Annotated in this window: 23 protein-coding genes; 16 read left to right on the top strand and 7 right to left on the bottom strand. The window is 44.6% G+C overall.

The window, feature by feature from the left end:
- Positions 1 to 352: 352 nt before the first annotated feature.
- Both GMA13_RS03885 and GMA13_RS03890 read left to right on the top strand, forming a co-directional pair.
- Positions 353 to 1,315: an ROK family protein gene (locus tag GMA13_RS03885; RefSeq protein ID WP_255884207.1), complete on the top strand. Its 963-nt coding sequence runs from the start codon at positions 353 to 355 to the stop codon at positions 1,313 to 1,315.
- Positions 1,316 to 1,332: 17 nt separating this feature from the next.
- Positions 1,333 to 2,607, top strand: a complete 1,275-nt coding sequence (locus tag GMA13_RS03890; RefSeq protein ID WP_255884209.1) for an SPFH domain-containing protein — start codon at positions 1,333 to 1,335, stop codon at positions 2,605 to 2,607.
- A 326-nt stretch (positions 2,608 to 2,933) separates the two neighbouring features.
- Here GMA13_RS03890 and ilvC read toward each other — a convergent pair whose 3' ends face one another.
- From ilvC to GMA13_RS03920, 6 genes are all read right to left on the bottom strand, one after another.
- A complete protein-coding gene (gene ilvC, locus GMA13_RS03895; protein WP_255884210.1) occupies positions 2,934 to 3,941 on the bottom strand; it encodes a ketol-acid reductoisomerase in 1,008 nt (335 codons plus the stop codon).
- A gap of 61 nt (positions 3,942 to 4,002) precedes the next feature.
- Positions 4,003 to 4,491 (bottom strand): acetolactate synthase small subunit, encoded by a 489-nt coding sequence (gene ilvN / locus GMA13_RS03900; protein WP_255884212.1) that lies wholly within the window; start codon positions 4,489 to 4,491, stop codon positions 4,003 to 4,005.
- 14 nt (positions 4,492 to 4,505) lie between these two features.
- A complete protein-coding gene (ilvB, locus tag GMA13_RS03905; RefSeq protein ID WP_255884215.1) occupies positions 4,506 to 6,131 on the bottom strand; it encodes a biosynthetic-type acetolactate synthase large subunit in 1,626 nt (541 codons plus the stop codon).
- 65 nt (positions 6,132 to 6,196) lie between these two features.
- Positions 6,197 to 7,651 (bottom strand): aminotransferase class I/II-fold pyridoxal phosphate-dependent enzyme, encoded by a 1,455-nt coding sequence (locus GMA13_RS03910; protein WP_255884216.1) that lies wholly within the window; start codon positions 7,649 to 7,651, stop codon positions 6,197 to 6,199.
- Positions 7,652 to 7,665: 14 nt separating this feature from the next.
- Complete coding sequence (locus GMA13_RS03915) at positions 7,666 to 8,580, bottom strand: cohesin domain-containing protein (RefSeq protein WP_255884218.1); 915 nt, start codon at positions 8,578 to 8,580, stop codon at positions 7,666 to 7,668.
- A complete protein-coding gene (locus GMA13_RS03920) occupies positions 8,577 to 9,347 on the bottom strand; it encodes a TatD family hydrolase (protein WP_255884220.1) in 771 nt (256 codons plus the stop codon). The genes GMA13_RS03915 and GMA13_RS03920 overlap by 4 nt, the downstream gene beginning before the upstream one ends.
- A 260-nt stretch (positions 9,348 to 9,607) precedes the next feature.
- Between GMA13_RS03920 and GMA13_RS03925 the strand changes: the two genes are divergently transcribed.
- Positions 9,608 to 10,774, top strand: coding sequence for a C39 family peptidase (locus tag GMA13_RS03925; protein WP_255884222.1), 1,167 nt, complete (start codon positions 9,608 to 9,610; stop codon positions 10,772 to 10,774).
- A gap of 71 nt (positions 10,775 to 10,845) precedes the next feature.
- Here GMA13_RS03925 and GMA13_RS03930 read toward each other — a convergent pair whose 3' ends face one another.
- A complete protein-coding gene (locus tag GMA13_RS03930; RefSeq protein ID WP_255884224.1) occupies positions 10,846 to 11,547 on the bottom strand; it encodes a DUF6062 family protein in 702 nt (233 codons plus the stop codon).
- Between the two features lie 109 nt (positions 11,548 to 11,656).
- On the opposite strand from GMA13_RS03930, the gene GMA13_RS03935 reads away from it, so the two are divergent.
- From GMA13_RS03935 to GMA13_RS03995, 13 genes are all read left to right on the top strand, one after another.
- Complete coding sequence (locus GMA13_RS03935) at positions 11,657 to 12,490, top strand: DNA-3-methyladenine glycosylase (RefSeq protein ID WP_255884226.1); 834 nt, start codon at positions 11,657 to 11,659, stop codon at positions 12,488 to 12,490.
- Between the two features lie 80 nt (positions 12,491 to 12,570).
- Positions 12,571 to 14,523, top strand: coding sequence for a methionine--tRNA ligase (metG, locus tag GMA13_RS03940; protein WP_255884228.1), 1,953 nt, complete (start codon positions 12,571 to 12,573; stop codon positions 14,521 to 14,523).
- Positions 14,524 to 14,616: 93 nt separating this feature from the next.
- Positions 14,617 to 14,763, top strand: coding sequence for a six-cysteine ranthipeptide SCIFF (gene scfA, locus GMA13_RS03945; RefSeq protein WP_255884229.1), 147 nt, complete (start codon positions 14,617 to 14,619; stop codon positions 14,761 to 14,763).
- A 93-nt stretch (positions 14,764 to 14,856) separates the two neighbouring features.
- Entirely contained in the window at positions 14,857 to 16,233 is a 1,377-nt protein-coding gene (gene scfB, locus GMA13_RS03950; RefSeq protein WP_255884269.1) for a thioether cross-link-forming SCIFF peptide maturase, read from the top strand.
- Between the two features lie 169 nt (positions 16,234 to 16,402).
- On the top strand, positions 16,403 to 17,104 hold the full coding sequence (locus GMA13_RS03955; RefSeq protein WP_255884231.1) for a site-2 protease family protein: 702 nt from the start codon (positions 16,403 to 16,405) through the stop codon (positions 17,102 to 17,104).
- A 9-nt stretch (positions 17,105 to 17,113) separates the two neighbouring features.
- Positions 17,114 to 17,851, top strand: coding sequence for a ScpA family protein (locus tag GMA13_RS03960; protein ID WP_255884232.1), 738 nt, complete (start codon positions 17,114 to 17,116; stop codon positions 17,849 to 17,851).
- The gene (gene scpB / locus GMA13_RS03965) at positions 17,832 to 18,428 is read left to right on the top strand and encodes an SMC-Scp complex subunit ScpB (protein ID WP_255884233.1); all 597 of its coding nucleotides are present in this window, start codon (positions 17,832 to 17,834) and stop codon (positions 18,426 to 18,428) included. The genes GMA13_RS03960 and scpB overlap by 20 nt, the downstream gene beginning before the upstream one ends.
- A gap of 21 nt (positions 18,429 to 18,449) precedes the next feature.
- A complete protein-coding gene (locus GMA13_RS03970) occupies positions 18,450 to 19,094 on the top strand; it encodes a DUF2953 domain-containing protein (protein WP_255884235.1) in 645 nt (214 codons plus the stop codon).
- Positions 19,095 to 19,182: 88 nt separating this feature from the next.
- On the top strand, positions 19,183 to 19,596 hold the full coding sequence (ytfJ, locus tag GMA13_RS03975; protein ID WP_255884237.1) for a GerW family sporulation protein: 414 nt from the start codon (positions 19,183 to 19,185) through the stop codon (positions 19,594 to 19,596).
- Positions 19,597 to 19,650: 54 nt separating this feature from the next.
- The gene (locus GMA13_RS03980) at positions 19,651 to 20,796 is read left to right on the top strand and encodes a D-alanyl-D-alanine carboxypeptidase family protein (RefSeq protein ID WP_255884238.1); all 1,146 of its coding nucleotides are present in this window, start codon (positions 19,651 to 19,653) and stop codon (positions 20,794 to 20,796) included.
- A gap of 15 nt (positions 20,797 to 20,811) precedes the next feature.
- On the top strand, positions 20,812 to 21,558 hold the full coding sequence (locus GMA13_RS03985; RefSeq protein WP_255884239.1) for a pseudouridine synthase: 747 nt from the start codon (positions 20,812 to 20,814) through the stop codon (positions 21,556 to 21,558).
- A 10-nt stretch (positions 21,559 to 21,568) separates the two neighbouring features.
- The gene (locus GMA13_RS03990) at positions 21,569 to 23,455 is read left to right on the top strand and encodes a YgiQ family radical SAM protein (protein ID WP_255884240.1); all 1,887 of its coding nucleotides are present in this window, start codon (positions 21,569 to 21,571) and stop codon (positions 23,453 to 23,455) included.
- A complete protein-coding gene (locus GMA13_RS03995) occupies positions 23,436 to 24,332 on the top strand; it encodes a ComEC/Rec2 family competence protein (RefSeq protein WP_255884241.1) in 897 nt (298 codons plus the stop codon). Before GMA13_RS03990 ends, GMA13_RS03995 begins: the two co-directional genes overlap by 20 nt.
- Position 24,333: the final 1 nt, after the last annotated feature.

A 24,333-nucleotide genomic window follows, 5' to 3' on the forward strand; every position in this document is an offset into this window, starting at 1 on the left:
GTGTGTAAGTGCCGTGAGGCATTCAGCTTGGCAGTACTAATAGGTCGAGGGCTTGACCACAGTCCTTTTGGTTAACTCAGTGCAATGTTTCTTCTTTTCTAAATCTTTATTCAGTTTTCAGGGTGCTCTTCACAATGAATATCAGTGATTTAAGCAGAGGGTTAAACCTCTGCTTTTTTGTTCTCTGCAAAGTTAACAAGCGATTAGAAGAAAAACTGTAAATACTCAACAAAATTATATTTTTTTCTATTATAACCTTTATTATATTTAGTGCATATGCTATAATTTACTTGTATTTTTACGCCTAAAAACTGCATATAATTAATCACAGATGTAAGAAAGGGATGTTATTATGTTTCATTTAGGAATTGACCTCGGCGGCACCAATATTGTTGCCGGAATTGTAAACGAAAAATATGAAATCGTTGCCAAGGCAAGCTGTAAAACTGCTGTGCCAAGACCTGAAGCAGAGATTTGCGACTCTATGGCTGCATTGTGCAAGGAGGTTGTAAAAAAGGCCGGCATTAAAATGGCAGATATTAAGGAAATCGGCATTGGTGTTCCGGGTGCTATTAATCCTGCAACGGGTGTTGTTGAGTATTCAGCTAACCTGTTCTTTCACAATTGGGACCTTGGCGAAATGATGTCTGAAAGGCTTGATAAAAGAATTCTTATTGAGAATGATGCAAACGCTGCCGCTTATGGTGAATTTCTTGCCGGCTCTGCGAAGGGAGCTACAAATTCTATTACAATAACACTTGGTACGGGCGTAGGCGCAGGTATCATTATTGACGGAAAAATTTACAGCGGTTCTAACTATGCGGGCGCTGAGATGGGTCATATGGTAATTGTGATGGATGGCAGAGAGTGCAATTGCGGCAGACGTGGTTGCTGGGAAACATATGCCTCGGCTACCGGCCTTATAAATATGACAAAAGAAGCAATTCTTGGTGAAAGAGCAGATTCTTCATATATGCTCAAGGCGCTTGACGGTGATATTTCCAAGGTTAACGGAATTACGGCATTCGATGCAATGCGCAATGGCGACGCAACCGGTGCAGCCGTTGTTGAAAAATATATTAAGTATCTCGGCTGCGGTATTGTTAACGCAATTAATATATTCCAGCCGGATATTCTGAGCATAGGCGGCGGTATCAGCCACGAGGGTGAAACCTTGCTTGCTCCGCTGAGAGCTTATGTTGAAAGAGAGAGATATACAAAGCATAATGACAAACAGACAGTAATCTGCGCTGCTACACTCGGTAATGACGCCGGTATTATTGGTGCGGCTATGCTTAGGCCTGTTAAAAAATAAAAAAGGGGAATTGAAAAATGGGACTTATTAAAATTCTTACAGGAGCCGTTGGCGGTGCTATCAAGGAGCAAACCCTTGAAGCTTATCAGCCGTCTGAAATGGGCGATACAACCGTGTTTGCTCCGGCTGTTGCTCCGCATTCAAATAACAACAAGTATGCCAGCACAGATGGCGTAATCAGCAACGGCTCTATTATTCAGGTTTACGATAACCAGATGATGATTCTTGTTGATGGCGGACGTGTTGTTGACTACACTGCAGAACCCGGCTACTTCAAGGTTGAGAACTCTTCTATGCCTTCAATGCTTAACGGTCAGTTCAAGGATACCTTTAAGGATGTATGGAACAGAATTAAATTCGGCGGCTCTACTCCGCAGACTCAAAGAGCATTCTACATAAATCTTCAGGAGATTAAGGGTATCAGATTCGGTACCCCAAATCCGTTGAATTATTTTGACAGCTTTTACAATGCCGAGCTTCGCTTAAAGGTTCATGGCGTTTATTCAATGATAATTAGGAATCCGCTCCTTTTTTATGAGAATGTTGTACCAAAGGAGTATGTAACAGGCAACAAAAGACTTGATTACTCACAAATTTCGGCTCAATACAACGGCGAATTTCTGACTGCTCTCAGTACAGCTATTGGTCAGATGTCAGCAGCAGGCGAGAGTATCCGCTTTATTACCTCTAAGGGTGATCAGCTCAGTGCTTATATGCAGACGGCTCTTGATCAGCTCTGGCTTCAGAACAGAGGTATGGACTTGTTCTCTGTCGCCGTTTCTGCTCCAACCTACGATGAAACCTCGCAGAAGCTCATCGACAAGAGAAATGAGATTGCTTTACAGGCATCAGCTGTTTCTGATCCTGCAGCGCAGGCTGCCTACCTTGCAACAGCAGCAGGTCAGGCTATGATTAATGCCGGCAGCAATGATGGCGGCAGTATGGCAGGCTTTATGGGTCTTGGAATGGCTATGAATCAAGGTGCAAACATTCTTGGCGGCTATCAACAGCAGCAGATTGCGGCGCAGCAGGCGGCAGCTCAAAAAACAACAGTTGCAGGCGGCTGGAAGTGTGAATGTGGCACAGAGAATACAGGGAAATTCTGTCAGAACTGCGGCAAGCCAAAGCCGGTTGAAAGCGGCGCTTGGAAGTGTGAATGTGGTGCAGAGAATACAGGTAAGTTCTGCCAGAACTGCGGCAAGCCGATGCCGAGTGACGGCAAATGGAAGTGCGAATGCGGCACAGATAATTCAGGCAAGTTCTGCCAAAACTGCGGAAAGCCAAAGCCATAACGTAATAATCGGTGTTTATAGCATAATTTCAGGGGCGTACGATTTCGTACGCCCCTGAATGTGCTTCTCATACGATTTCTAAGGTACATATAATCGTGGTCACAAAATCCTATCAGCAGTAAGCCGTCAAGATTACACAAAGAAGCAAATTTGATTATTTCCTGCGGAGAAGTTAATTTTTTACCATTATATACTGTCCGTTTTACTCTATATCTTTTGACAGAGAGTTCAGGTAGGAAGCTATGATAAAATTATTATCCCTAGGTGCAGAAACACCCTCGGAATTAACCGAGGGTGTCGAATTTGATATAATAAAGTGCGCTTAATTAGTCAGCGTACTTGTCCTCACCGTTCCATGAGTACATCTTTCTAAGCTCTGCGCCAACCTTCTCAAGCTGGTGCTCAGCAGCAATTCTTCTGCATGAGTTGAAATGTGCTCTGCCGTTCTTGTTCTCTGCAATCCACTTTGAAGCGAATGTACCGTCCTGAATCTCTGAGAGAACCTGCTTCATCTCTTTCTTTGTTTCCTCTGTGATAAGGCGCTTACCTGTTTCGTAGTCGCCGAACTCAGCAGTATCGGAAATTGAATATCTCATCTTCTTGAAGCCGCCGCTGTAAATAAGGTCAACAATGAGCTTCATCTCATGGATACACTCAAAGTAAGCGTTCTCCGGAGCGTAGCCTGCCTCAACAAGAGTTTCAAAGCCTGCCTTCATCAAAGCTGTAACGCCGCCGCAAAGAACAGCTTGCTCGCCGAAGAGGTCTGTTTCTGTTTCAATCTTGAAGGTTGTTTCCAAAACGCCTGCACGGCTGCCGCCGATGCCTGCTGCATATGCAAGACCAATTTCTGTTGCTTTGCCTGTTGCGTCCTGCTCAACAGCGATAAGACAAGGAGTACCCTTGCCCTCAACGTACTCGCTTCTTACTGTGTGGCCCGGAGCTTTAGGAGCAATCATAAATACGTCAACATTTGACGGAGGTGTGATTTGCTTGTAGTGAATGTTGAAGCCGTGTGCAAATGCAAGTGCCTTGCCCTCTGTGAGGTACGGCTCGATGTCCTTCTTGTAAAGGTCAGCCTGCTTTTCATCAGGAACAAGAATCATAATGATGTCTGCTGCCTTTGCAGCCTCGGCTGTTGTCATTACTGTAAGTCCGGCCTTCTCGGCTCTTGCACGGCTCTTGCTGCCCTCGTAAAGACCTACAACAACGTCAACACCGCTGTCGTGAAGGTTAAGTGCGTGTGCGTGACCCTGGCTGCCATAACCGATGATAGCAACCTTTTTACCCTTTAAGAGATTAAGATCACAGTCTGCTTGGTAGTAAATTTTTGGCATAATAATTTTCCTCCTTGCCAATTTGGCATTATTGTATATGTTATTTCTGTAAAACCGCTTATTAGTTTGTGCTTGCTGTGCCTTTTTCGATGGCAACAGTGCCTGTGCTTACGATTTCACGGATACCATATGGCTTTAATAAATTCAAGAGTATCTCTGTTCTTTCTGTTGTGTCGGAAAATTCTATTGTAATGGTGTTAGCCGCAACGTCGCACACGTTTGCGTGCATCATTTCGGCAATCTTAAGAAGCTCCGGCCTCTTTGGGGAAGGACAGCATACCTTTATAAGTGAAAGCTCACGGCTTATATAATTGCCGTCCTCAAGAGCCTTAACCTTGATAACGGGGATAAGCTTATTGAGCTGTTTTTCAAGCTGTTCCAAAACATATTCGTCACCGTCGGCAACGATAGTGATTCGTGAAAGCTTAGGGTCGGTTGTTACACCAACCGCAAGGCTGTCTATGTTAAAGCCTCGCCTTGAGAACAGTCCGGATATTTTACTTAAAACACCGGCCTGATTTTCAACCAGAACTGTTAATGTGTGTTTCATATAAAATTCCTTTCTTAAATCGAGGGTGTTTCGGGGCTAACATTGCATACAAGCATAAACGAACTGTCGCTTTTAAGCATTTCCTCGGCAATTTTCTCAGCCTCTTCGTTTGAGTTTGCGCATGCAGACGGAATGTTGTATGCTTCGGCAATCTTCATAAAGTCGGGTGCGTCGTCATCAAGGAAGGTTGCGTTGAAGCGTCCTTTATAAAGATTCTTTTGCAGCTCCCTTACCATTCCGAGCCTTACGTTTCTCATAATGATGATTTTTATGTTCAGGTGGTTCTGGGCTATTGTGCCAAGCTCATTCATACTCATCTGGAACGAGCCGTCACCGCAGACAACAACAACCTCTCGGTCCGGTCTGCCAAATTTTGCACCAATAGCGCACGGAATGGAATAGCCCATTGTGCCCATACCGCCTGTTGTTAAAAATCTGCCTTCTTTTATGCGGAAATTGTTAGCGCACCATATTTGGTTTTGTCCAACGTCAGCCGCTAAAATTGCCTTTGACGGCAGCATTTTTGATAAGGTTGCAACAAAACGCCTTGGCTCAACATAGCCCTCAAATTCCTGCGGAATACGGAACAAATCTGTTTTCCAGCGTTCTACTGTATCGTCCCACATAGGTGAAACGTGGTATTCGCCGACTTCATCAGCAAGCCTGCTCATAATATTGCGCATATCGCCGACAATCGGAACGGTTGTTTTTATATTCTTGCCTATTTCGGCAGGGTCAATATCAATATGTATAATCTTAGAGCGTTCAGAAATCTGGTCGGGTGCGGCTACTGCTCTGTCACCGAGTCTTGCGCCGCATACGATAATCAAATCCGACTCATGAATAACCCTGTTTGCAACGCCCTTGCCGTGACTGCCGAGCATACCGAGATACAGCCTGTGCTCAGACGGCATAACGCCGATGCCCATCATTGTTGAAACAACGGGAATACCTGTTTTTACGGCAAAATCTACAAGCTGAAGCTTAACACCGGATGAAAGCACACCGCCGCCTGCAACTATAACAGGACGGGAGGAACTGTTAATAAGCTGAGCCGCCTTCTTTATCTGAACAGCATGTCCTTTTACATTCGGCTTATAGCCTACTATATTGGCTTCCGTAGGATATTCAAAGCTTTCAATCTTGTTTGTCTGCATATCTATCGGAATATCAATAAGAACAGGACCCGGTCTGCCTGTTGTGGCAATATGGAACGCTTCCTTGAAAATTCTCGGCAAATCAGCTGTGTTCTTAACAAGATAGCTGTGCTTTACAAAAGGCTCGCAAGCTCCTGTTATGTCTGCCTCCTGAAAAACGTCACGCCCCAAAAGATCGCTTCTGACCTGTCCTGTTATTGCAATAATCGGAATTGAGTCGGTATAAGCCGTAGCAATACCTGTAATTAAATTTGTAGCGCCCGGACCGGAGGTTGCAACGCAAACACCCGGTTTGCCGATTGATCTGGCGTAACCGCTTGCGGCGTGTGCGGCGTTTTGCTCCTGTCTGACAAGTATGTGTTTTATATTAGAGTCTAAAAGTGCGTCGTAAAATGGGCAGATAGCGGCTCCGGGATAACCAAAGATGACGGATACACCCTCGCTTTCCAAACATTTTACCATAATTTCAGCACCGCTTATCATGTTTCCGTCACTCCTTCTAATTCACAAGCTTTTACCTATTATTATAGTATGTCATAATCAATAGGTCAAGTTTTTGCGGCGTTTTTTTCGCAAATTAGCTGATTATCAATAATTGTTATATACTCTGCACAGCCCGAAGCACTGCTTTTTAACAATACACCTGCCGATTTTAGCTCAGAAATGACTATGAGAAGCTCTTTGGTGATAATCTCGCCGGGCACAACAAGCGGTATTCCCGGCGGATATGCAAATAAAAACTCTCCACATATTTTGCCTCCGGCTTGCACAAGAGGTATTTCTGTTTTGTCAAGCTCATCGGCTTCAAATATCTCCATTGCCCTGATATAACCTGTCGGCATTGCCGCAGACTTAGGCGAATATGAGCCGACAGTGCCGCAGTCAATTTCACGCAGAGCAGATATAAGGCGGTCAAAACCCTCGTCAGTGTCGCAGTATGAGGTCATTGCAACAACGTAGTTGAGCGAGGACATTTCAACCTGTATTCTGTATTTATCAAGCAGAATTTTGGAAAGCTGCGCACCTGAATATCCGTTTTTTACTGCACTTATGATGAGCTTGCTTCTGTCAAAAGCGAATATTTCGCCGTTCTTTTCGTATTGGCTGTTCCCGTAAAAGAGAATATCTGTATGTTTAAGCTGTTTTACTTTTTCTGAAAAATCATCAAGCCGCTTCAGATAAGCAGAAAAGAGGTTTTTGCCGCTTTTTTGCAGAATATTAATCGTGCTGTCTATGCTTTCCGTTATCAGGTATGACGGTGAGCTTGTTTCAAAAACAGCAAGCTTCTGCGCTATTTTTTTGCTGTCGGCTAACTTGCCGCAAACGTGCACAAGTGCGCTCTGCGTAACTGCGCCCAAGGTTTTGTGTGTGCTTTGTATAACAATGTCTGCGCCGCTTTTTACTGCGCCGTTAGGAAAGCCGCCAAAAAGGCCGAGATGAGCACCGTGTGCTTCGTCGACAATAAGCGGTACGCCGTAATGGTGGCATAAATCGCTTATCGTTTTTATATCCGATATTATTCCTTCGTATGTAGGGGACGTGATGATTACTGCTGCGGTGTAAATGTTCTGCTTTAAAAGCCTCTCAACGTCTGTTGGGTTGATTGAGCCGTAGCACCCAAACGGCAGTGGAATGGTGTTTGGCGTTATGTACTGAGGTTTAAGTCCGAGCAGGGAAATTCCGTTGTAAACCGACTTGTGGCAGTTCCGTGCGCAGATGATTGTATCGCCTCGCTTTGTGCAGGCGGCAAGAGAGGCTAAAATGCCGCAGGTGCTTCCGTTTACAAGAAAAAAGGTTTTGTCTGCGCCGAAAAAGCAGGCGGCGTTGTCCATTGCGTCTTTAAGTATTCCGTCAGCACAGTGCAAATCGTCAAGACCGTCAACCTCGGTCATATCATGAGTGATTGACAGCGGCATAGCCATTTCGGCGTTTCGCTTGTGCCCCGGCATATGAAAGGGATAAATACCCGATTCCGAGTAAAGTTTAAGTGTATTGTAAAGCATTTTATTTTCCTTTGTTACTTCTCCTTGCCTTCAAACAGGTCGGCGTTATCAGATTCAAAAGCTTCGTTGAGTGCGTTGGTGTCGGAAACAGGAGGTTGTACATTATCGCTGTTGATTGCTTTCTCGTCCTGTTCGGCGTCAGGATTGCTCTGTTTTGCTTTTTGAGCCTGCTCAGCTTCGCCGTGTTTTTTGCCGACTTTGTAAATGGCGAATACAGCGCAAACAACGCATAGAGTGATAACTGCACCGAGCATAATATAAGCTGTATTTGACTGCGCCGCTTCCTTTGAACCAAGGCTTACGATTCCGTTTTGGTGTTGCTGTGTCAAGCCTTCTGAAGATTCGCTGCCGGATATACTGCTGCCTTTGTCGGCTGAAGAAGCCTTGCTGTTTGAGCTGCTTGATGACGGCTTTGAATTAACCTTTGTTCCGCTTGAGCGTGAAACACTGCCGCTTATCTTATCGGCAAGCTCAACAGGGTACTCTACGCCGTAGCTGCAAGGAAGATAGCTTTCGTTACAGCACACAGCCTGCTCACAGTAAAGTGTGATATAAGCATTGCACGGGGTTGACAGCGCCTTGAATTTAAGCGATATAATGCCGTTTTCTTCACCCGTCAGCGGCTGACCCTTTGTGTTCAGAAAAACAAGCTTTGTTGTACCGCCAACAGTGTTGTATTCAAGCTTTCCGTCTGTTCCGTCGCAAAGCTCAGCCGATTTAAGCTCCATTACAGAAGAATCAAAGCAGACTGTAAATATTGCGGCGGCAACGTCACCACCGCCAAAAACATTAAGCTGTGCTTTAAAGCTCTTTCCTGTCTGAACCTTGCTGTTAAGCGTGAGTGAATAGCAGTATTCTGCGGCAAGCACAGGCTGAGTTGCAGAAAGGAGAATCAGCACAGCGGCAAGCATAGAGATAATGCGCTTCATATTGATATACCGTAGGTTAAGCAGGCGTTTTCAATGTTTTGCGTCAGCAGCTTGTCTATTGTAATGCCTCTGATTTCAGCAATTTTTTCGGCGGTGAATTTTATCATACGTGAGTCGCACCGCTTTCCTCTGTACGGAACAGGTGTAAGATACGGGGCGTCGGTTTCAAGCATAAGACGGTCAAGAGGAATTTCACGTACTACATCAACGCTGTGCCGAGCGTTTTTGAAGGTGACAACACCGCCTATGCTTATCGACATACCAAGCCGCACAACCTCTCTTGACAACTCAACGCTGCCTGAAAAGCAGTGAACTATGCCCATGGGGCGGTACTTCCTCAAAAGCTCGTATGTGTCGCCGTGAGCGTCACGGTCGTGAACTACAACAGGCAGGTCAAGCTCCTTTGACAAGGCAAGCTGTTTTTCAAAAACCTCAAGCTGAATTTGCTTAGGCACGTTCTTCCAATAGTAGTCAAGGCCTATTTCACCGATTGCAACAGCCTTTTGGTGCTGCAAAAGCTCAGCTATTCTGTCAATAAAGTCCTTTGGTGCGCTTTCAGCGTTTTCGGGGTGATAGCCTGCGCTTGTGTAAAAGCCGGCGTATTTTTCCGCTGTGCTTATCCCGAACAGGGTTGTTTCAATGTCGGTGGCTCCGTTAACAATTCCGACTATTTCGCCGCTGTTTAGCATTGTGTCAAGCAGCTCATAACGGTCGCTGTCAAATGCTTCGTCGTCATAATGTGCGTGTACGTCAAATATTTTTTGCATAATTTTCACCAAATAAAAGAAAGAATTTTTACCCATTCCGACATCGTTTTGCAGAACTTTTTAACCAAATTGTTAAATATTTTTTTGAGTGTCGAAAACGAATGACGAAATGAAATTTATGTGTTAAGATTATTACATCAAACCGTGTTTTAATTATACTCAATAACACGGCTTAATTCAATAAAAACGAGTGTTGATTGAATATGAATGGATTGAAATTAAATTCAAAAAACAAAATAACTATCATGGTTATTTTGTTTTTGTTTGTTATTTTAGCGGCTTTGTTTATTGCCGTTAAGGTTATATTCCCGTTTGAAAGCGCAGAAACAGCGATGAAGCCTGCCCGGGTTGAAAAGCAAACGGTTGTAAACCTAAGTTCCGCAGTTGAGAGAGAGCCTGCCAAGGCTAATGTTGAGCAGACCGAGAATGATGAGAAAACCACCGAAAGTACCCGCTCTATTGATACAAAGCAATTCACCGACGAAAGCAAGCTTGCCTTTGAGCAAAGCGAGTATAATGCGCAGGTGTTTGCAAGTGTTGATTTAAAGCTTAAAGTCAACTCCGATTCAATTTTGCCGACAAGCATCAAGTGGACGTTAAGTGATGAAAAAGCGGGCGAGCTTAAGGTGAAAAACGGGACAAGCGCAGTGCTAACTATTAATAAGGTCGGAAAGTTTGAGGTAACAGCGTCATCCCCTTCGGGGCTTTACGCAAAATGCACAGTGGTTTCCGTATCGCCGAATAAACATCGGATAGAAAATGTTCCGTTTATATCACAAAACGGACAATATCCCTCCGGCTGTGAGTCAATAAGCGCAACAATGCTATTGAATTACTACAATTATGATATAACGCCGGAAACCTTTATTGACGGTTATCTGCATATGGATTATCTCAGAATAAGCGATGACGGAATGTATGTTGTGGGGCCGGACCCGTACACTGCGTTTATAGGTACACCGTATAATGAGGATTCTCTTGGGTGCTATCCGCCTGTAATAGTTGACGCTCTTAACAAGGTTTTTGACGAAACCGATTCTAAAAATACAGCTAAGGATACAACAGGAATGAGCCTTGAAGAGCTGATTGATACATATATTGTTCAGGATGAACCGGTGCTTGTGTGGTCAACAATGTATTTGTGGAGCCCTGTTGAAACCGATAGCTGGATTGTTCAGGGCGCCTCTGAAAATTCACCCTATAATGACGGGGATATATATAATTGGATTGCAAACGAGCATTGCCTTGTGCTTACAGGCTATGACGAGCATTATTATTATTTTAATGACCCGTTGTCCTACGGCAATACGGTGCAGTATGAAAAGTCGGCTTTTAATATGCGATTTGAGCAGTTAGGAAAATGCTCCGTTGCTATAAACGGCGGAGTGCTGAGTAACAAAATCAGCGTAAAAATGCCGCAGGAATAAACACCAAATTTTAAACGAGCCGGAACAGAAAAGCTAATTGATAAAAAACTATAATTGTGATTCAATCCTTATCACTCGATATAATCCGGTTTCTCTGAGGTCAGAAACTCCACGCTGCGCTCAATGGAATCCCTTGAATTGCCCCAATCCTGTCCGTTGCTTCTGTAATCAAACATTTTGCAATAATGCGAAATATCGTCCTTGAGCGTGCTTAAATACTTGCCCGAAAGCTTTGCCGTGCTCTTGTAAAAGTCCGACAGCTGTGAGCCTTTCATACCGCCCTTTGATGATGCGGATTTTATAAGCATCGTGTAATGCGGCAGACATATAAACGGCTGCTGCTCAAAAAGCTTTCTGAATTCGGGATCGTTTGCAAAGCTTGAAAAAATAGTTCTGAACATATGCTCCATACCCCAGTTTATTTTGTCGCACACATAGCAGCTGCGTTGAAGCTGTTCAAGTGCGGCAATATTTTTTTTGTCGGGCTTGCCCTTGGCGTTTTCGCTTATAAGCTTGTTTTTTATATTGTCAAGGTGAGTTTCAAGGATAAGCGCATTTTGCAGTCTGCGGCCCTTGCCAACCATCATATGAAAATGCTTTGTGCAAAACCCCTTTTCGTTTGTTTCTATTCTTACATCAGGCTCCATCATAGCAGCGCCTAAGATATAGTCAAGATAATTCTGTTCAAGCATATTGTGAAGTCGACAGATAGGACAGCCGTCCTTAGGACCGAACACATCATTTATCGGAATGGTGCAGATAGTTTCTTTCATAAGCTTACGTCCTTTCACTTGGTTATTAATAAATATATTGTAGCACAAAGTGCCGCTTTATGATATACTCATTACAATAAAAGCTATAATTTTGTAAAGCGGTGTCAATATGGAATGTGAAGTATTAGAAAACGAAATTGTATATAGGGGAGTGGCTGACCTCAACCTTGGGCAAACTCTCGACTGCGGGCAGAGCTTTCGATGGGAGGAGCAGGAAAACGGTGATTTCAGGGGTATAGCCTTTGACCGTGAGATTACGGTGAGACTTAAGAGGGGCGACCTATATATAATTGGCGGTAAGGCAGAGGATAACAGGCTGTGGAGCGATTATTTTGATTTAGACCTTGATTACGGCGCAATAAAGCGTGAGTTGTCTAAGTTAAGTCCCGTACTGAAAAGTGCGGCGGAATATGCGCCGGGTATCAGAATACTCAGGCAGGACAGCTGGGAGGCTCTGTGCTCGTTTATTATATCTCAAAACAACAATATTCCTCGAATCAAGGGGATAATAAAAAGACTGTGCGAGTGCTTCGGCGATAAAACAGCAGACGGCGGCTACACCTTTCCGAGTGCCGATAAGCTTTCAGGGCTTAGTGTGGAGGATTTGTCGCCACTGAGAAGCGGATTTCGGGCAAAATATCTGATTGATGCGTCGCAAAGGGTAAGCTGTGGGGAAATAAGCCTTGACGATGTGCAGAAAATGCCGATAGACGAGGCAAGGCAGAGCCTTATGAAAATAAAGGGTGTAGGGCCAAAGGTTGCCGAGTGCGCATTGCTGTACGGTATGCACAGGCTGGAGTGCTTTCCGATGGATGTTTGGATGAAGCGTGCAATGGCGGTGCTGCTGCCGGAATTTACAATAGAAGACTTGGGTCGGTACGCAGGAATTGCACAGCAGTATATTTTCCATTACAGCCGTATGCATCCTGAGCTTTTTGAATAATTGTGCTGTTGCACTTTTTTACATAAATTGCTATAATTAAATATACAGCTCATTTGCTGAAGTTAAGGAGGAATCACTCTATGTGTAAGAAAGAACCGTTTTACATTACAACACCAATCTATTATCCGTCCGGCAATCCGCATATCGGGCATTGCTACACCACTGTTGCCTGCGACAGTATTGCCCGTTACAGACGAATGCAGGGATATGACGTAATGTTTCTTACAGGAACAGATGAACACGGTCTTAAAATAGAGCAGAAGGCTGCCGAAAAGGGAATTACCCCAAAACAGTATGTTGATGAAATAGTTGAGATTTTTAAGAACCTTTGGCAGTTTATGAATATAAGCTATGACAGATATATACGCACAACGGACGATTATCACGTTGAAACAGTGCAGAAAATCTTCAAGGAGCTTTATGACAAGGGCTATATTTACAAGGGCGAGTACAAGGGCAAGTACTGTACACCGTGCGAAAGCTTCTGGACGGACAGCCAGCTTGTTGACGGCAAATGCCCTGAGTGCGGCAGAGAGGTTGTCGAGGCTAAGGAGGAGGCATACTTCTTAAGGATGTCGCCGTTTGCCGACAGAGTTGAAAAGCTCCTTACCGAAACCGACTATCTCCAGCCGAAAACAAGAGCAGTGGAGCTTGTAAATAACTTTATCAAGCCCGGGCTTGAGGATTTGTGCGTGTCGAGAACATCGTTCAAATGGGGAATTCCCGTTACCTTTGACGAAAAGCATGTTGTTTATGTCTGGATTGACGCTCTTTCAAACTATATATCTGCTCTCGGCTTTTATAACGATAAATATAACGACTTTGAAAAATTCTGGCCTGCAAATGTTCATATGGTTGCTAAGGATATTATGCGATTCCACGCTATTATATGGCCCGCAATGCTTATGGCGCTCGACCTTCCGTTGCCAAAGCACCTTGCAGTTCACGGCTGGATTACCTTTAACGGACAAAAAATGTCAAAGTCGCTCGGCAACGTTGTTGACCCGCTTATTTTGGGTGAGCGCTACGGAGCAGACGCTATCCGCTATCATATACTGCGTGAGATGGCTCTCGGCGCAGACAGCTCGTTTTCAAATGAGATTATGATTAACCGAATTAACTCCGACCTTGCAAACGGACTTGGTAACCTTGTTTCAAGAACCGTTGCTATGGTTGAAAAATACTTCGGCGGCACACTGCCGACCGAGCGTGAAAGCGGTGACTTTGATGATGAGCTGATTGAGTGCGCAACAGCGCTTAGTGCCTCAGTTGACGATTATATGGACAAGACCCAGCTCAACAACGCTCTTGCTGAGATTTTCAAGGTTGTGTCACGTGCCAATAAGTATATAGACGAAACAATGCCTTGGGTTATTGCAAAGGACGAAAGTAAAAAAGCAAGGCTTGCAACCGTTCTCTATAATCTGCTGGACACAATACGAATTGTTGCAACTCTGCTTTCTGCATTTATGCCGACAACTATGCCGAAGGCTATTGAGCAAATAGGCGGCTGTGAGAAATGTGCAAGCTATGAAAATGCCGACAAATTCGGCGTTCTGCCACTTGATGTAACCGTTAAGAAGGGCGAGGCTCTGTTCCCAAGAATTGATGTTGACAAGGAAATTGAGGAGCTTAACAGCATTATCAAGAACAGTGAGAGTGCAAAGGAACAAAAGGAAGAGAAAAAGGTTAAAATTGAGGGCCTTGCACAAATTGGTATTGATGATTTTGCAAAGGTTGAGCTAAGAGTAGCCAAGATTGTTGACTGTGAGCCTGTTAAAAAGGCGAAAAAGCTATTAAAGCTTACGCTTGACGACGGTGAGGGCGAGAGAATTGTAGCCTCCGGCATTGCAAAGTTCTACACGCCTGACGAATTAAAGGGCAAGAAGATTATCCTTGTTGCTAACTTAAAGCCGGCTGTGTTGTGCGGTGTTGAAAGCTGCGGAATGATTCTGGCGTCAGATGACGGTGACGGCGGCGTTAAGGTTATCTTTGTTGATGACAGTATTCCGTGCGGCTGCAAAATAAGATAATCGCTATAATCGCATTATGCAGATATTGACATAAGCGTAAAAATAGGATAAAATAATTTTGGAACAACCTAACCCGAAAGAGGTGAATTCACAGTGAAAAGAATTCAGACAGTTCAGACAAGAGATCTTGCAGAATCTGCAAAGAAGGGCGGCTGCGGCGAGTGCCAGACATCATGCCAGTCAGCTTGCAAAACATCATGCGGCATTGCAAACCAGCAGTGCGAAAAGAGCAAGAAATAATTGCTTTTTAGAATTAATAATCGCTGTATGGCAATGGCTGTGCGGCGATTTTTTCTGCAATGGGTTTTCTTAACGGAGAGAAAGGATAACGGTATGATTCATCAATATAAGCTCAACGGATATAACATAGTTTTAGATGTAAACAGCGGCAGTGTTCACCTTGTGGACGAGGCGGCTTACGATATAATTGCACTTTACGGCAAGAAAAACGCTGATGAAATAGCGGCGCAGATAACCGAAAAGTACGATAACATAACAGCAGATGAGGTTTACGAGGTTCTTGATGATATAAAGTCGCTTAAGGAGCAGGGCAAGCTCTTCAGCGAGGACAAGTATTTGCCGTTGGCGCAGGAGCTTCAAAACCGCCCGACCGTTTTAAAGGCTTTGTGCCTGCACATTGCGCATGACTGCAACCTTGCGTGCAAATACTGCTTTGCAGGTGAGGGCGAATACTGCGGCGATCGTTCGCTTATGAGCTTTGAGGTCGGCAAGAAGGCTCTTGACTACCTCATTGAACATTCGGGAACAAGAAAGAACCTTGAGGTTGATTTCTTCGGCGGCGAACCGCTTATGAATTTTGAGGTTGTAAAGCAGCTTGTTGAGTATGCAAGAGGCAGAGAAAAGGAGTGCGGCAAGAATTTCCGATTTACGCTTACAACAAACGGTGTGCTTCTTGATGAAGAGATAATGGACTTTGCCAACCGTGAGATGCACAATGTTGTTTTGAGCATTGACGGCAGGAAGGAAACTAACGACAGAATGAGGGTCAGCCGAAATGGTAAGGGTAGCTATGACCTTATACTGCCGAAATTCCTTGAAATGGCTGAAAAAAGAGGGCAGAAGGACTACTACATAAGAGGAACCTACACACACTACAACACAGACTTTTCAAACGATATTCTTCACCTTGCCGATTTGGGCTTCAAGCAGCTTGCAATGGAGCCGGTTGTCGCTTCTATGGACGCTGATTATGCGCTGAAGGAGGAGGATTTGCCTGTTCTGTGCGAACAGTACGAAAAGCTGGCGGTTGAAATGCTCAAGCGTCACAGAGGCGGAAACGGCTTTAACTTCTTCCACTATATGATAGATTTGACAGGCGGTCCGTGCATTTACAAAAGAGTTGCAGGCTGCGGAGTGGGTACTGAATATATGGCTGTAACTCCGTGGGGCGACTTTTATCCCTGTCACCAGTTTGTGGGCGACCCGAAATATCTTATGGGCAATGTAGATGACGGCGTGACTAACCTTGACGTATGCAATGAGTTTAAAAGGTGCAACGTCTATGCAAGAGAGGAATGTAACGATTGCTTTGCAAGGCTGTTTTGCAGCGGCGGTTGTGCGGCGAATGCTTACCATTCAACGGGCAGTGTTACAGGTATATACAAGCTTGGATGTGAGCTGCACCGCAAGAGAATTGAGTGTGCTATAATGCTCAATGCGGCTATCAGCATTGATAATGAGAACCAATAATTGCTGAATTGTGCGCCTTCCTGATGGAGGGCGTTTTTTTATTTGTGCGTGGTTTATAACATTTCTCTCGTTTCAACGCTTTGTTATCCTTGTAATTTTGCAGGCGATAATGTATAATGCTAATATGAATTTATAAATTAGGGTAATATACCCTCACGGAGGTATGAATATGCTGCTTGAAGCTATACAAGGGCGGCTTTCGTTTGAGAGTGCAGTCGCCGGAATACTTGCTTGTCTTGTGATTATTTTTTTGGTATTGCCTTTTCATGAATGGGCGCACGGTTTTACGGCTAACCTATTGGGTGACAGAACAGCAAAATACAGCGGAAGATTGTCTTTAAACCCAATGTCACATATCGACCCTCTCGGTGCGGCGTGTATTTTACTTATCGGCTTTGGCTGGGCAAAGCCTGTTCCGGTTAACCCGAACAATTTTAAACACCCCAAAATCGGTATGGCTATAACTGCGGCGGCAGGCCCGTTTTCAAACCTTGTGGCGGCTTTTGTTGGTGCGCTGATTTTTAACCTTATTATATTTGTTAACCCTCGCATGTATTATGAGTCGCTTCTCTCAGGATCGGGATTTGTGTACTATGTGGTGCTGTTTTTAGACAACTATATTTCAATCAATATCGCCTTAGCGGCGTTCAACCTCATTCCGATTCCTCCGCTTGACGGTTCAAAGGTGCTTTTTGTGTGCCTGCCGGCAAGAATTACAAACGTGATTTATCGCTATGAGCAGTTTTTTATCATCGGAATATATGTTCTTATTTTCGCCGGATTTTTAACAGGCCCGCTTGCTGTATTTCAAAGAACGTTGGCAAGCGGTGTTATGTGGCTTGCAAATCTGCCGTTTTTGCCGTTTGCATAAGGAGAGAATATGCAGCAGAGTACGAAGCTTCAATACAAGCTTGAGGCATTTGAAGGCCCGCTTGATTTAATGCTGAGCCTGATTGCAAAGCACAAGCTTGATATATATGACATACAAATATCTGAGCTTTTAGAGCAGTATATGATACAGATAAACGCCATGCAGGAAAATCAGATGGACATAGCAAGCGAATTCCTTGAAATGGCGTCAAGGCTTGTGTACATCAAGTCGGTTATGCTGTTGCCGAAGCACGAGGAAGCCGAGGAGCTTAAAAAAGAGCTTGAGGGACAGCTTCTTGATTATCAGGAGTGCCGCAAAACAGCAAAGCTTTTGGGTGCAATGTCCTGCTTTGATATATACGCAAGGCAGCCGGCGAAAATTGAATACGATATGACCTACACAAGACTGCACAAAACACAGGATATAGCCGATGCTTTTGTGTCGGCGGCAGGCAGAGGAAAGCGGCGGTTGCCGCCTCCTGTTGACGCTTTTTCGGGTATTGTAAAAAGAAAAGTTGTGTCGGTTAATTCAAGAATAGTCTATGTACTGCGCAAGCTGCGGGGAGGACAAGAGGTAAAGTATTACAGCCTTTTCCCAAACGGCAGCGAAAAGTCAGAGCTTGTTGCAACCTTTCTTGCTCTTTTGGAGCTTATCAAAGGCAAGCGTGTCAGGGTAAACGGCGATGACGATAATGCAACGGTTGTAATTGTAAAGGAGGATTTGGCCCTTGACGGACAAGGAAATTAAGGCGGCTTGCGAGGCGGTGCTTTTTGCCTGCGGTGAAAGCGTTAACGCAAAAAGAATTGCACAGGCGCTGGAGCTTGATGAAAAACAGGTGGAGCCTCAGCTTGAAGCCTTGGTAAAGGATTATGAAAACGATAACCACGGAATCGCTGTGATAAAGCTTAACGACAGCTACCTTATGTGCAATAAAAAACAGCACGGCGAAGCGATAAGACGGGTTATGGATATTAAAAAGAATTCCCCTTTGTCGCAGGCGGCTCTTGAGGTGCTTGCTGTTGTGGCATATAATCAGCCTGTAACAAAGGCATTTGTGGAGCAGGTCAGAGGCGTTGACTGCTCAGGAGTTATAGGAAGTTTGACAACAAAGAATCTTATTGAGGAAAAGGGCAGGCTTGAGCTGCCCGGACGTCCGCTGCTTTACGGCACAACAGAGAACTTCTTGAAGTGCTTCCAGATTTCAAGCCTTGATGAGTTGCCTGAACTGCCAAAGCAACAATCGGATAATAAGGACGAAAACGCCGAAAACGCCGAAGATGACGACAAAGAAAACGGCGATTGCGAAAACAGCACGAGCGAATAAATTCTGTTAGGAGGGTGTAAAATGACTGCGCTTATTGTTATATCGGCAATAATCCTGTTTTTTTTATTCCTCCTGTTTATGCCCGTTGTATTATATGCCGATTTTACGGACGAGCTTCGCCTAAGTATTCGTTATCTGTTTGTTAAAATCCGCCTTTTACCTGAAAAGCCGAAAAAACCTAAAAAGCAAAAGGAGAAAAAGGCTGATAAAAAGGCGAAGGAAAAGACCGAGCCTGAAAAGCAAAATGAAACCGTAAAGAAGCTCAAAGAAGTTTTGAAAAAGACCGGTGTAGGCGGATTTTTGGAGATAGTTGCAGAATGTGCAAAAATAATCGGCAGCGGCGCAATGGGAATTGTCCGACACATTGTAATTTCAAGGCTTAATATTGAAATCAGAAACGGCGGCGAGAATGCGGCGCAAACGGCGATTAACTACGGCTATATTTCAGCTGCACTTTATCCGGCTGTTTCGGTTGTTTTGAGTAACATAAAAAAATACAAAAGCGCCTGCGTGCAGATTTTTCCCGACTATGACAGCAAGAATACAACGGTAAATTGCAGCGTTAAGGTAAAAATAAAACTGTGGTGGATAGCAGACTCAGCCTTGAAAACTCTGTTCGGATTTGTAAAAGAGCTTATGAAGCTGAAAAAAATGGAAATACTATAATGGAAAGCCAATGCTTTTTACCTGCACTTTCCAAGAAAAACCTATTATAATTTTATATATAACTAAAAATAAAAAGGCGGTGCTTTAAATGAGCGAACAGCAAAATCATCCTATTCAGGGTCTTATGGACACAACACTGGACAAAATCAAGCAGTTGATTGACGTAAACACAATAATTGGTACACCAATAACAACGCCCGACGGCACAACAATAGTTCCCGTATCTAAGGTGAGCTACGGTTTTGCTTCCGGCGGCAGTGATATTCCGTCAAAAAATGCTATTAATAAGCAGGTTTTCGGCGGCGGCAGCGGCGCAGGAGTTTCTATAACTCCGATAGCGTTTATTGTTGTTAATCAGGGCGACGCTAAAATTTTGAGAATTGACAATGACAGCAACACTGCCGATAAGATTGCAGAAACTGTTCCGCAGGTTATTGATACAATATCAGGCATTTTCAAAAAGGACAAAAAGAAAACCGAGGACAAAGAAATAGCCGAATAAACAGAATAAAAAGAGCATAATTATTGCTGTATACAAAAGTAAGGAGTAACTGCCTTGAAAAAACGCATAACAGCATTAATTATCTCTTTTTCTATGATATTTGCCATTTCGCCAAGCGTTGCCGCCGAGGATGAAATTTCGGTTTCTGCACAGGCGGCGGCTCTGCTTTGCATTGATACGGGAGAGTTTCTGTTTATCAAAAACGGCGAAGAAAGGCTTCCTATGGCAAGCACCACAAAAATTATGACCTCTCTGCTGGCTCTTGAGGCGGCGCAAAAGAATGACAAAGAGGTGGTATTTACAAAGGAAATGATAGCCGAAGGCTCGTCTATGGGGTTGAAGCTTGGTTATAAGCTCGCTCTTTCCGACCTTGCCGCAGGTATGATGACAGTGTCGGGCAATGATTCGGCAAATGCGGCGGCTATTGGGGTAAGCGGAAGCTATGAGAAATTTGCCGAGTTGATGAACAAACGTGCAAAGGCATTGGGGCTTGATAATACAAGCTTTGTAACGCCGTCCGGTCTTGACGATGAAAACCATTATTCAACAGCCTGCGATATGGCGCATTTAATGGAACACGCTATGAGCAATAAGACCTTTGCCGAGCTTGTAGGGCATAAAAGTGTTAAGGTTGATTTTATATCTCCTGAGGATTTGTGCGTTACATATACGTCGCACAACAGGCTTTTGTCGTTGTATGAATACTGCACAGGAGGCAAAACAGGCTTTACCAAAAAGGCAGGGCGGTGTCTTGTTACAGCCGCCGAGCGTGACGGCAAACATCTTGTAGCTGTTACCCTCAATGCGGGCGACGATTGGAACGACCATATTAAAATGTATGACTACGGCTTTTCACAGCTTGAAGCTATGCACTATGATGATACGGCATACCATAAAAGCGTGGCAGTTGTCGGCGGTGTTTGCGAGAAGATAAGCGTTGGTGCGTATTCCTCTGCTGACTGCGTAGTAAGCTGTGCGGATAAGGATAAAATAAAACGAGAGGTGCAACTGCCGCATTTCTTGTATGCTCCGGTGAACAGCGGTAACGTTGTGGGCAGGATTGTGTATAAATTAAACGGCAAGATAATAGCAGAAAATGCTTTGGTGGCGGAGGATAACTGTGCCGCCTATGAAGAGAAAAAGGGGATTCTTGAGCTTATTGGCGATGGAATAAAAAAGATATTTGGAATTCGGGATTAAGGAAAAGGATGAATTATGGCAAAATATGAAAGAATAAGACTTCAAAAGCTGCTTGCAGACTGCGGCGTGGCTTCAAGAAGAAAGTCGGAGGAGCTGATTGCGGCAGGAGCCGTTAAGGTAAACGGCAGAATCGCAAAAATAGGAGATAAGGTTGACCCGTATAACGACAAGGTTCTTGTCAACGGACAGAAGATAACAGCAAGGGCAAAGCCGAAGCACTACTACATTATGCTTCACAAGCCGAGAGGATATGTCACAACAATGAGTGATGAAATGGGCAGAAAATGCGTGGCTGAGCTTGTGCGTGATATTCCCGGCAGAGTTTATCCGGTGGGCAGACTCGACCGTGACAGCGAGGGATTGCTGCTTATGACTAATGACGGCGACTTTGCAAACAAGGTTATGCATCCTGCAAAGCACGTTTATAAGGTTTACCGTGTTACAATTCGTCCGGGCATTACAGAGGAGCAGCTGACGCAAATGTGCGTTGGTATGATGATTGACGGGCGTAAAACTGCGCCTGCCGAGGTAAGAGTTGTGACAAGGCAGGAGGGCAGATGCGTTTTAGAGATTGTATTGCGTGAGGGCAGAAACCGCCAGATAAGAAAAATGTGCGAGCAGCTCGGTATGGAGGTTGCAAGACTTAAAAGAATAGCGATAGGACAGGTTAAGCTTGGTATGCTTCAGCCGGGCAAGTGGCGTGAGCTTTCTCAGGATGAGGTAAAGCGTCTTATGGCTGAGCCGAATACTACTGTCAGATAGGGGAATTGATATGGCGTTTTTGCCTGTGACAAGAGAAGAAATGGACAGGCTCGGCTGGGGTCAGCCGGACTTTGTATACATATCGGGGGACGCATATGTTGACCACCCAAGCTTTGGCGTGTCGATAATTTCAAGGGTGCTTGAAGCGCACGGCTATAAAGTGGCTATATTGTCACAGCCGCAGTGCGACGAGGACTATATGCGTTTTGGAAAGCCGAAGCTCGGCTTTTTGGTAACCTCAGGAAATATAGACAGTATGGTGGCGCACTATACAGCCGCTAAAAGAAAGAGAAGCGATGACGCATATTCACCTGGCGGCAGGGCAGGTTTAAGACCGGACAGGGCGGTAATTGTATACACAAAAGCCGTAAAAAGGCTTTATCCCGACAGCTTTGTTATGATAGGCGGCCTTGAAGCGAGTCTTCGCCGTTTTGCACACTATGATTATTGGGACGATAAGGTCAGACCCTCAATTTTAATAGACAGCGGAGCCGATATTTTAAGCTTTGGTATGGGCGAAAACCAGACGGTTGAAATTGCAGACAAGCTGCGTGACGGCTGTATGAAAGAGGAGCTTTATTCAATAAGGGGAATTTGCTACTCTGTTCCTACAAAAGACTATAAGCCTATGAGCGTTACCGAGTGCCCGTCATACGAGCAGGTGTGCCTGTCAAAGGAGGAATACGCTCTTGCGACAAAACGGCAGATGGAACAGCAGGACGCAGTAAGGGGCAAGGTAATAATACAACGTCACGGCGACAGAATATTGGTGCAGAACAAGCCTATGCCGCCGCTGACAACTGATGAGCTTGATTTCGTCTACTCACTGCCGTATGAAAGATATTACCACCCTATGTACGAAAAGGACGGCGGCGTTCCGGGCATAGCTGAGGTTGAGTTTTCCATAACCCACAACAGGGGCTGTTTTGGTGCCTGCAATTTTTGTTCAATAGCCTTTCATCAGGGCAGAGCTATAACTGTAAGAAGCAAGGAATCAGTTCTTAAGGAGGCAAAAATGCTCTCTGAGAATCCAAGATTCAAGGGGTATATTCACGATGTTGGCGGCCCTACGGCGAACTTCCGTCAACCATCGTGTAAGATACAGGAGAAGGCAGGACTTTGCAAAAACAGAAAGTGCCTTGCTCCAACACCGTGCAAAAGTCTGCAGGTTGACCACAGTGAATACCTTGATATTCTACGTGAAATGAGAAAAATTAAGGGCGTAAAAAGGGTGTTTATCCGCTCTGGAATACGCTTTGACTACCTTATGGAGGATAAGGACAAAGAGTTTTTCACAGAGCTTGTTGAGCATCACGTAAGCGGTCAGCTTAAGGTTGCACCTGAGCATTGCTCGGCGGCTGTTCTTGACCAAATGGGAAAGCCGCATATCGAAAGCTACATCCGCTTTGCCCGTGAGTTCTACAAGACAACAAAGCAGGTAGGCAAGGAGCAGTACCTGGTGCCGTATCTTATGTCCTCGCATCCCGGATCTACGCTTAAGGACGCAGTGGAGCTTGCGCTGTTCTTGAAGAGGGAGAAAATCCGACCTGAGCAGGTGCAGGATTTCTACCCCACACCGGGTACGGTGTCAACCTGTATGTTTTATACAGGGATAAATCCGCTAACAATGGAAAAGGTCTATGTGCCGAAATCGCCGAAGGAAAAAGCTATGCAAAGGGCGCTTTTGCAATACTTCAACCCCAAAAACAGGGACAAGGTTATTGATGCACTGATAGCCGCAGGCCGTGAGGATCTGATAGGTACCTCGCCTTCCTGCCTTGTGCCGCCTAACGGAAAATACAGGGCGATGCAGATGAAAAAACAGCAGGGAAGAGCAAACGGCAAGCACAGACCGCAGCAAAACGGCAGAAAAAGAAATGGCAGACAGAAAAGATAAGCGTATTCCGAATGCAGTCAGGCTTATAATAGTTATAGCCGTTGCCGCTTCAATCATGATAACTGCGCTTAACGGCTGGAGTGGTGTTTATCAGCTTGTCGGGCTTAGGGATAATATTGACTCAAAAAATTCGCTGACCGCTTCGTTTTTCAGTGTTGGCTGCGGTGACTGTTGTATAATAAGCAGTGCAGGCAAGCATATTTTAATAGATGCAGGCGAGAGCAGTTCAAAGGACAGCGCCTTGCACTACATACATCAAAACGGTATTGATAGAATAGATTTAGCGGTGATAACCCATTTTGACAGTGACCACTGCAATAATTTTCTGAACATTTTAAACGAGATAAAGGTTGACAGGCTTGTTACAAGCTATGCCTTTGATGGTGATGATTCCGGCACAGGGATAATAGCGGCGGCTCTTAAAAGCGGAGTGGCAGTTGAGTATATGGGTGCAGGCGATAAAACAGAGGTTGGCAATGTCGGTATAACCGTTTTATCACCGTCTGAAATTTATTCCGCAGAAAATGACAACAGCCTTGTGCTAAGGCTTGAAGCCTTCGGGAGGTCAATGCTTTTTATGGCTGACTGCGGTACTAAAGCGGAGCAGGATATTGTTAATTCCTGTGATAACTTGAAATGCGACATACTCAAGGTTTCACATCACGGCAGCGGCAAAAATACAGGAGAGGAATTCCTGCAAAGGGCAATGCCGGAATATGCTGTTGTGTCGGTGGGCATAAATAGCTACGGCTTGCCGTCGGTTGAAACAATATCAAGGCTTGAAGCGTCAGGCGCAAGGGTGCTAAGAACCGATAAATCAGGTAAAGTATCGTTTGAAATATCAGAAAAAGAAATAAAGGTTAAAACAGATTATTAAA

The sequence above is a fragment of the Ruminococcus sp. zg-924 genome, from assembly GCF_024433635.1.
Lineage (GTDB): Bacteria > Bacillota > Clostridia > Oscillospirales > Acutalibacteraceae > UBA7067.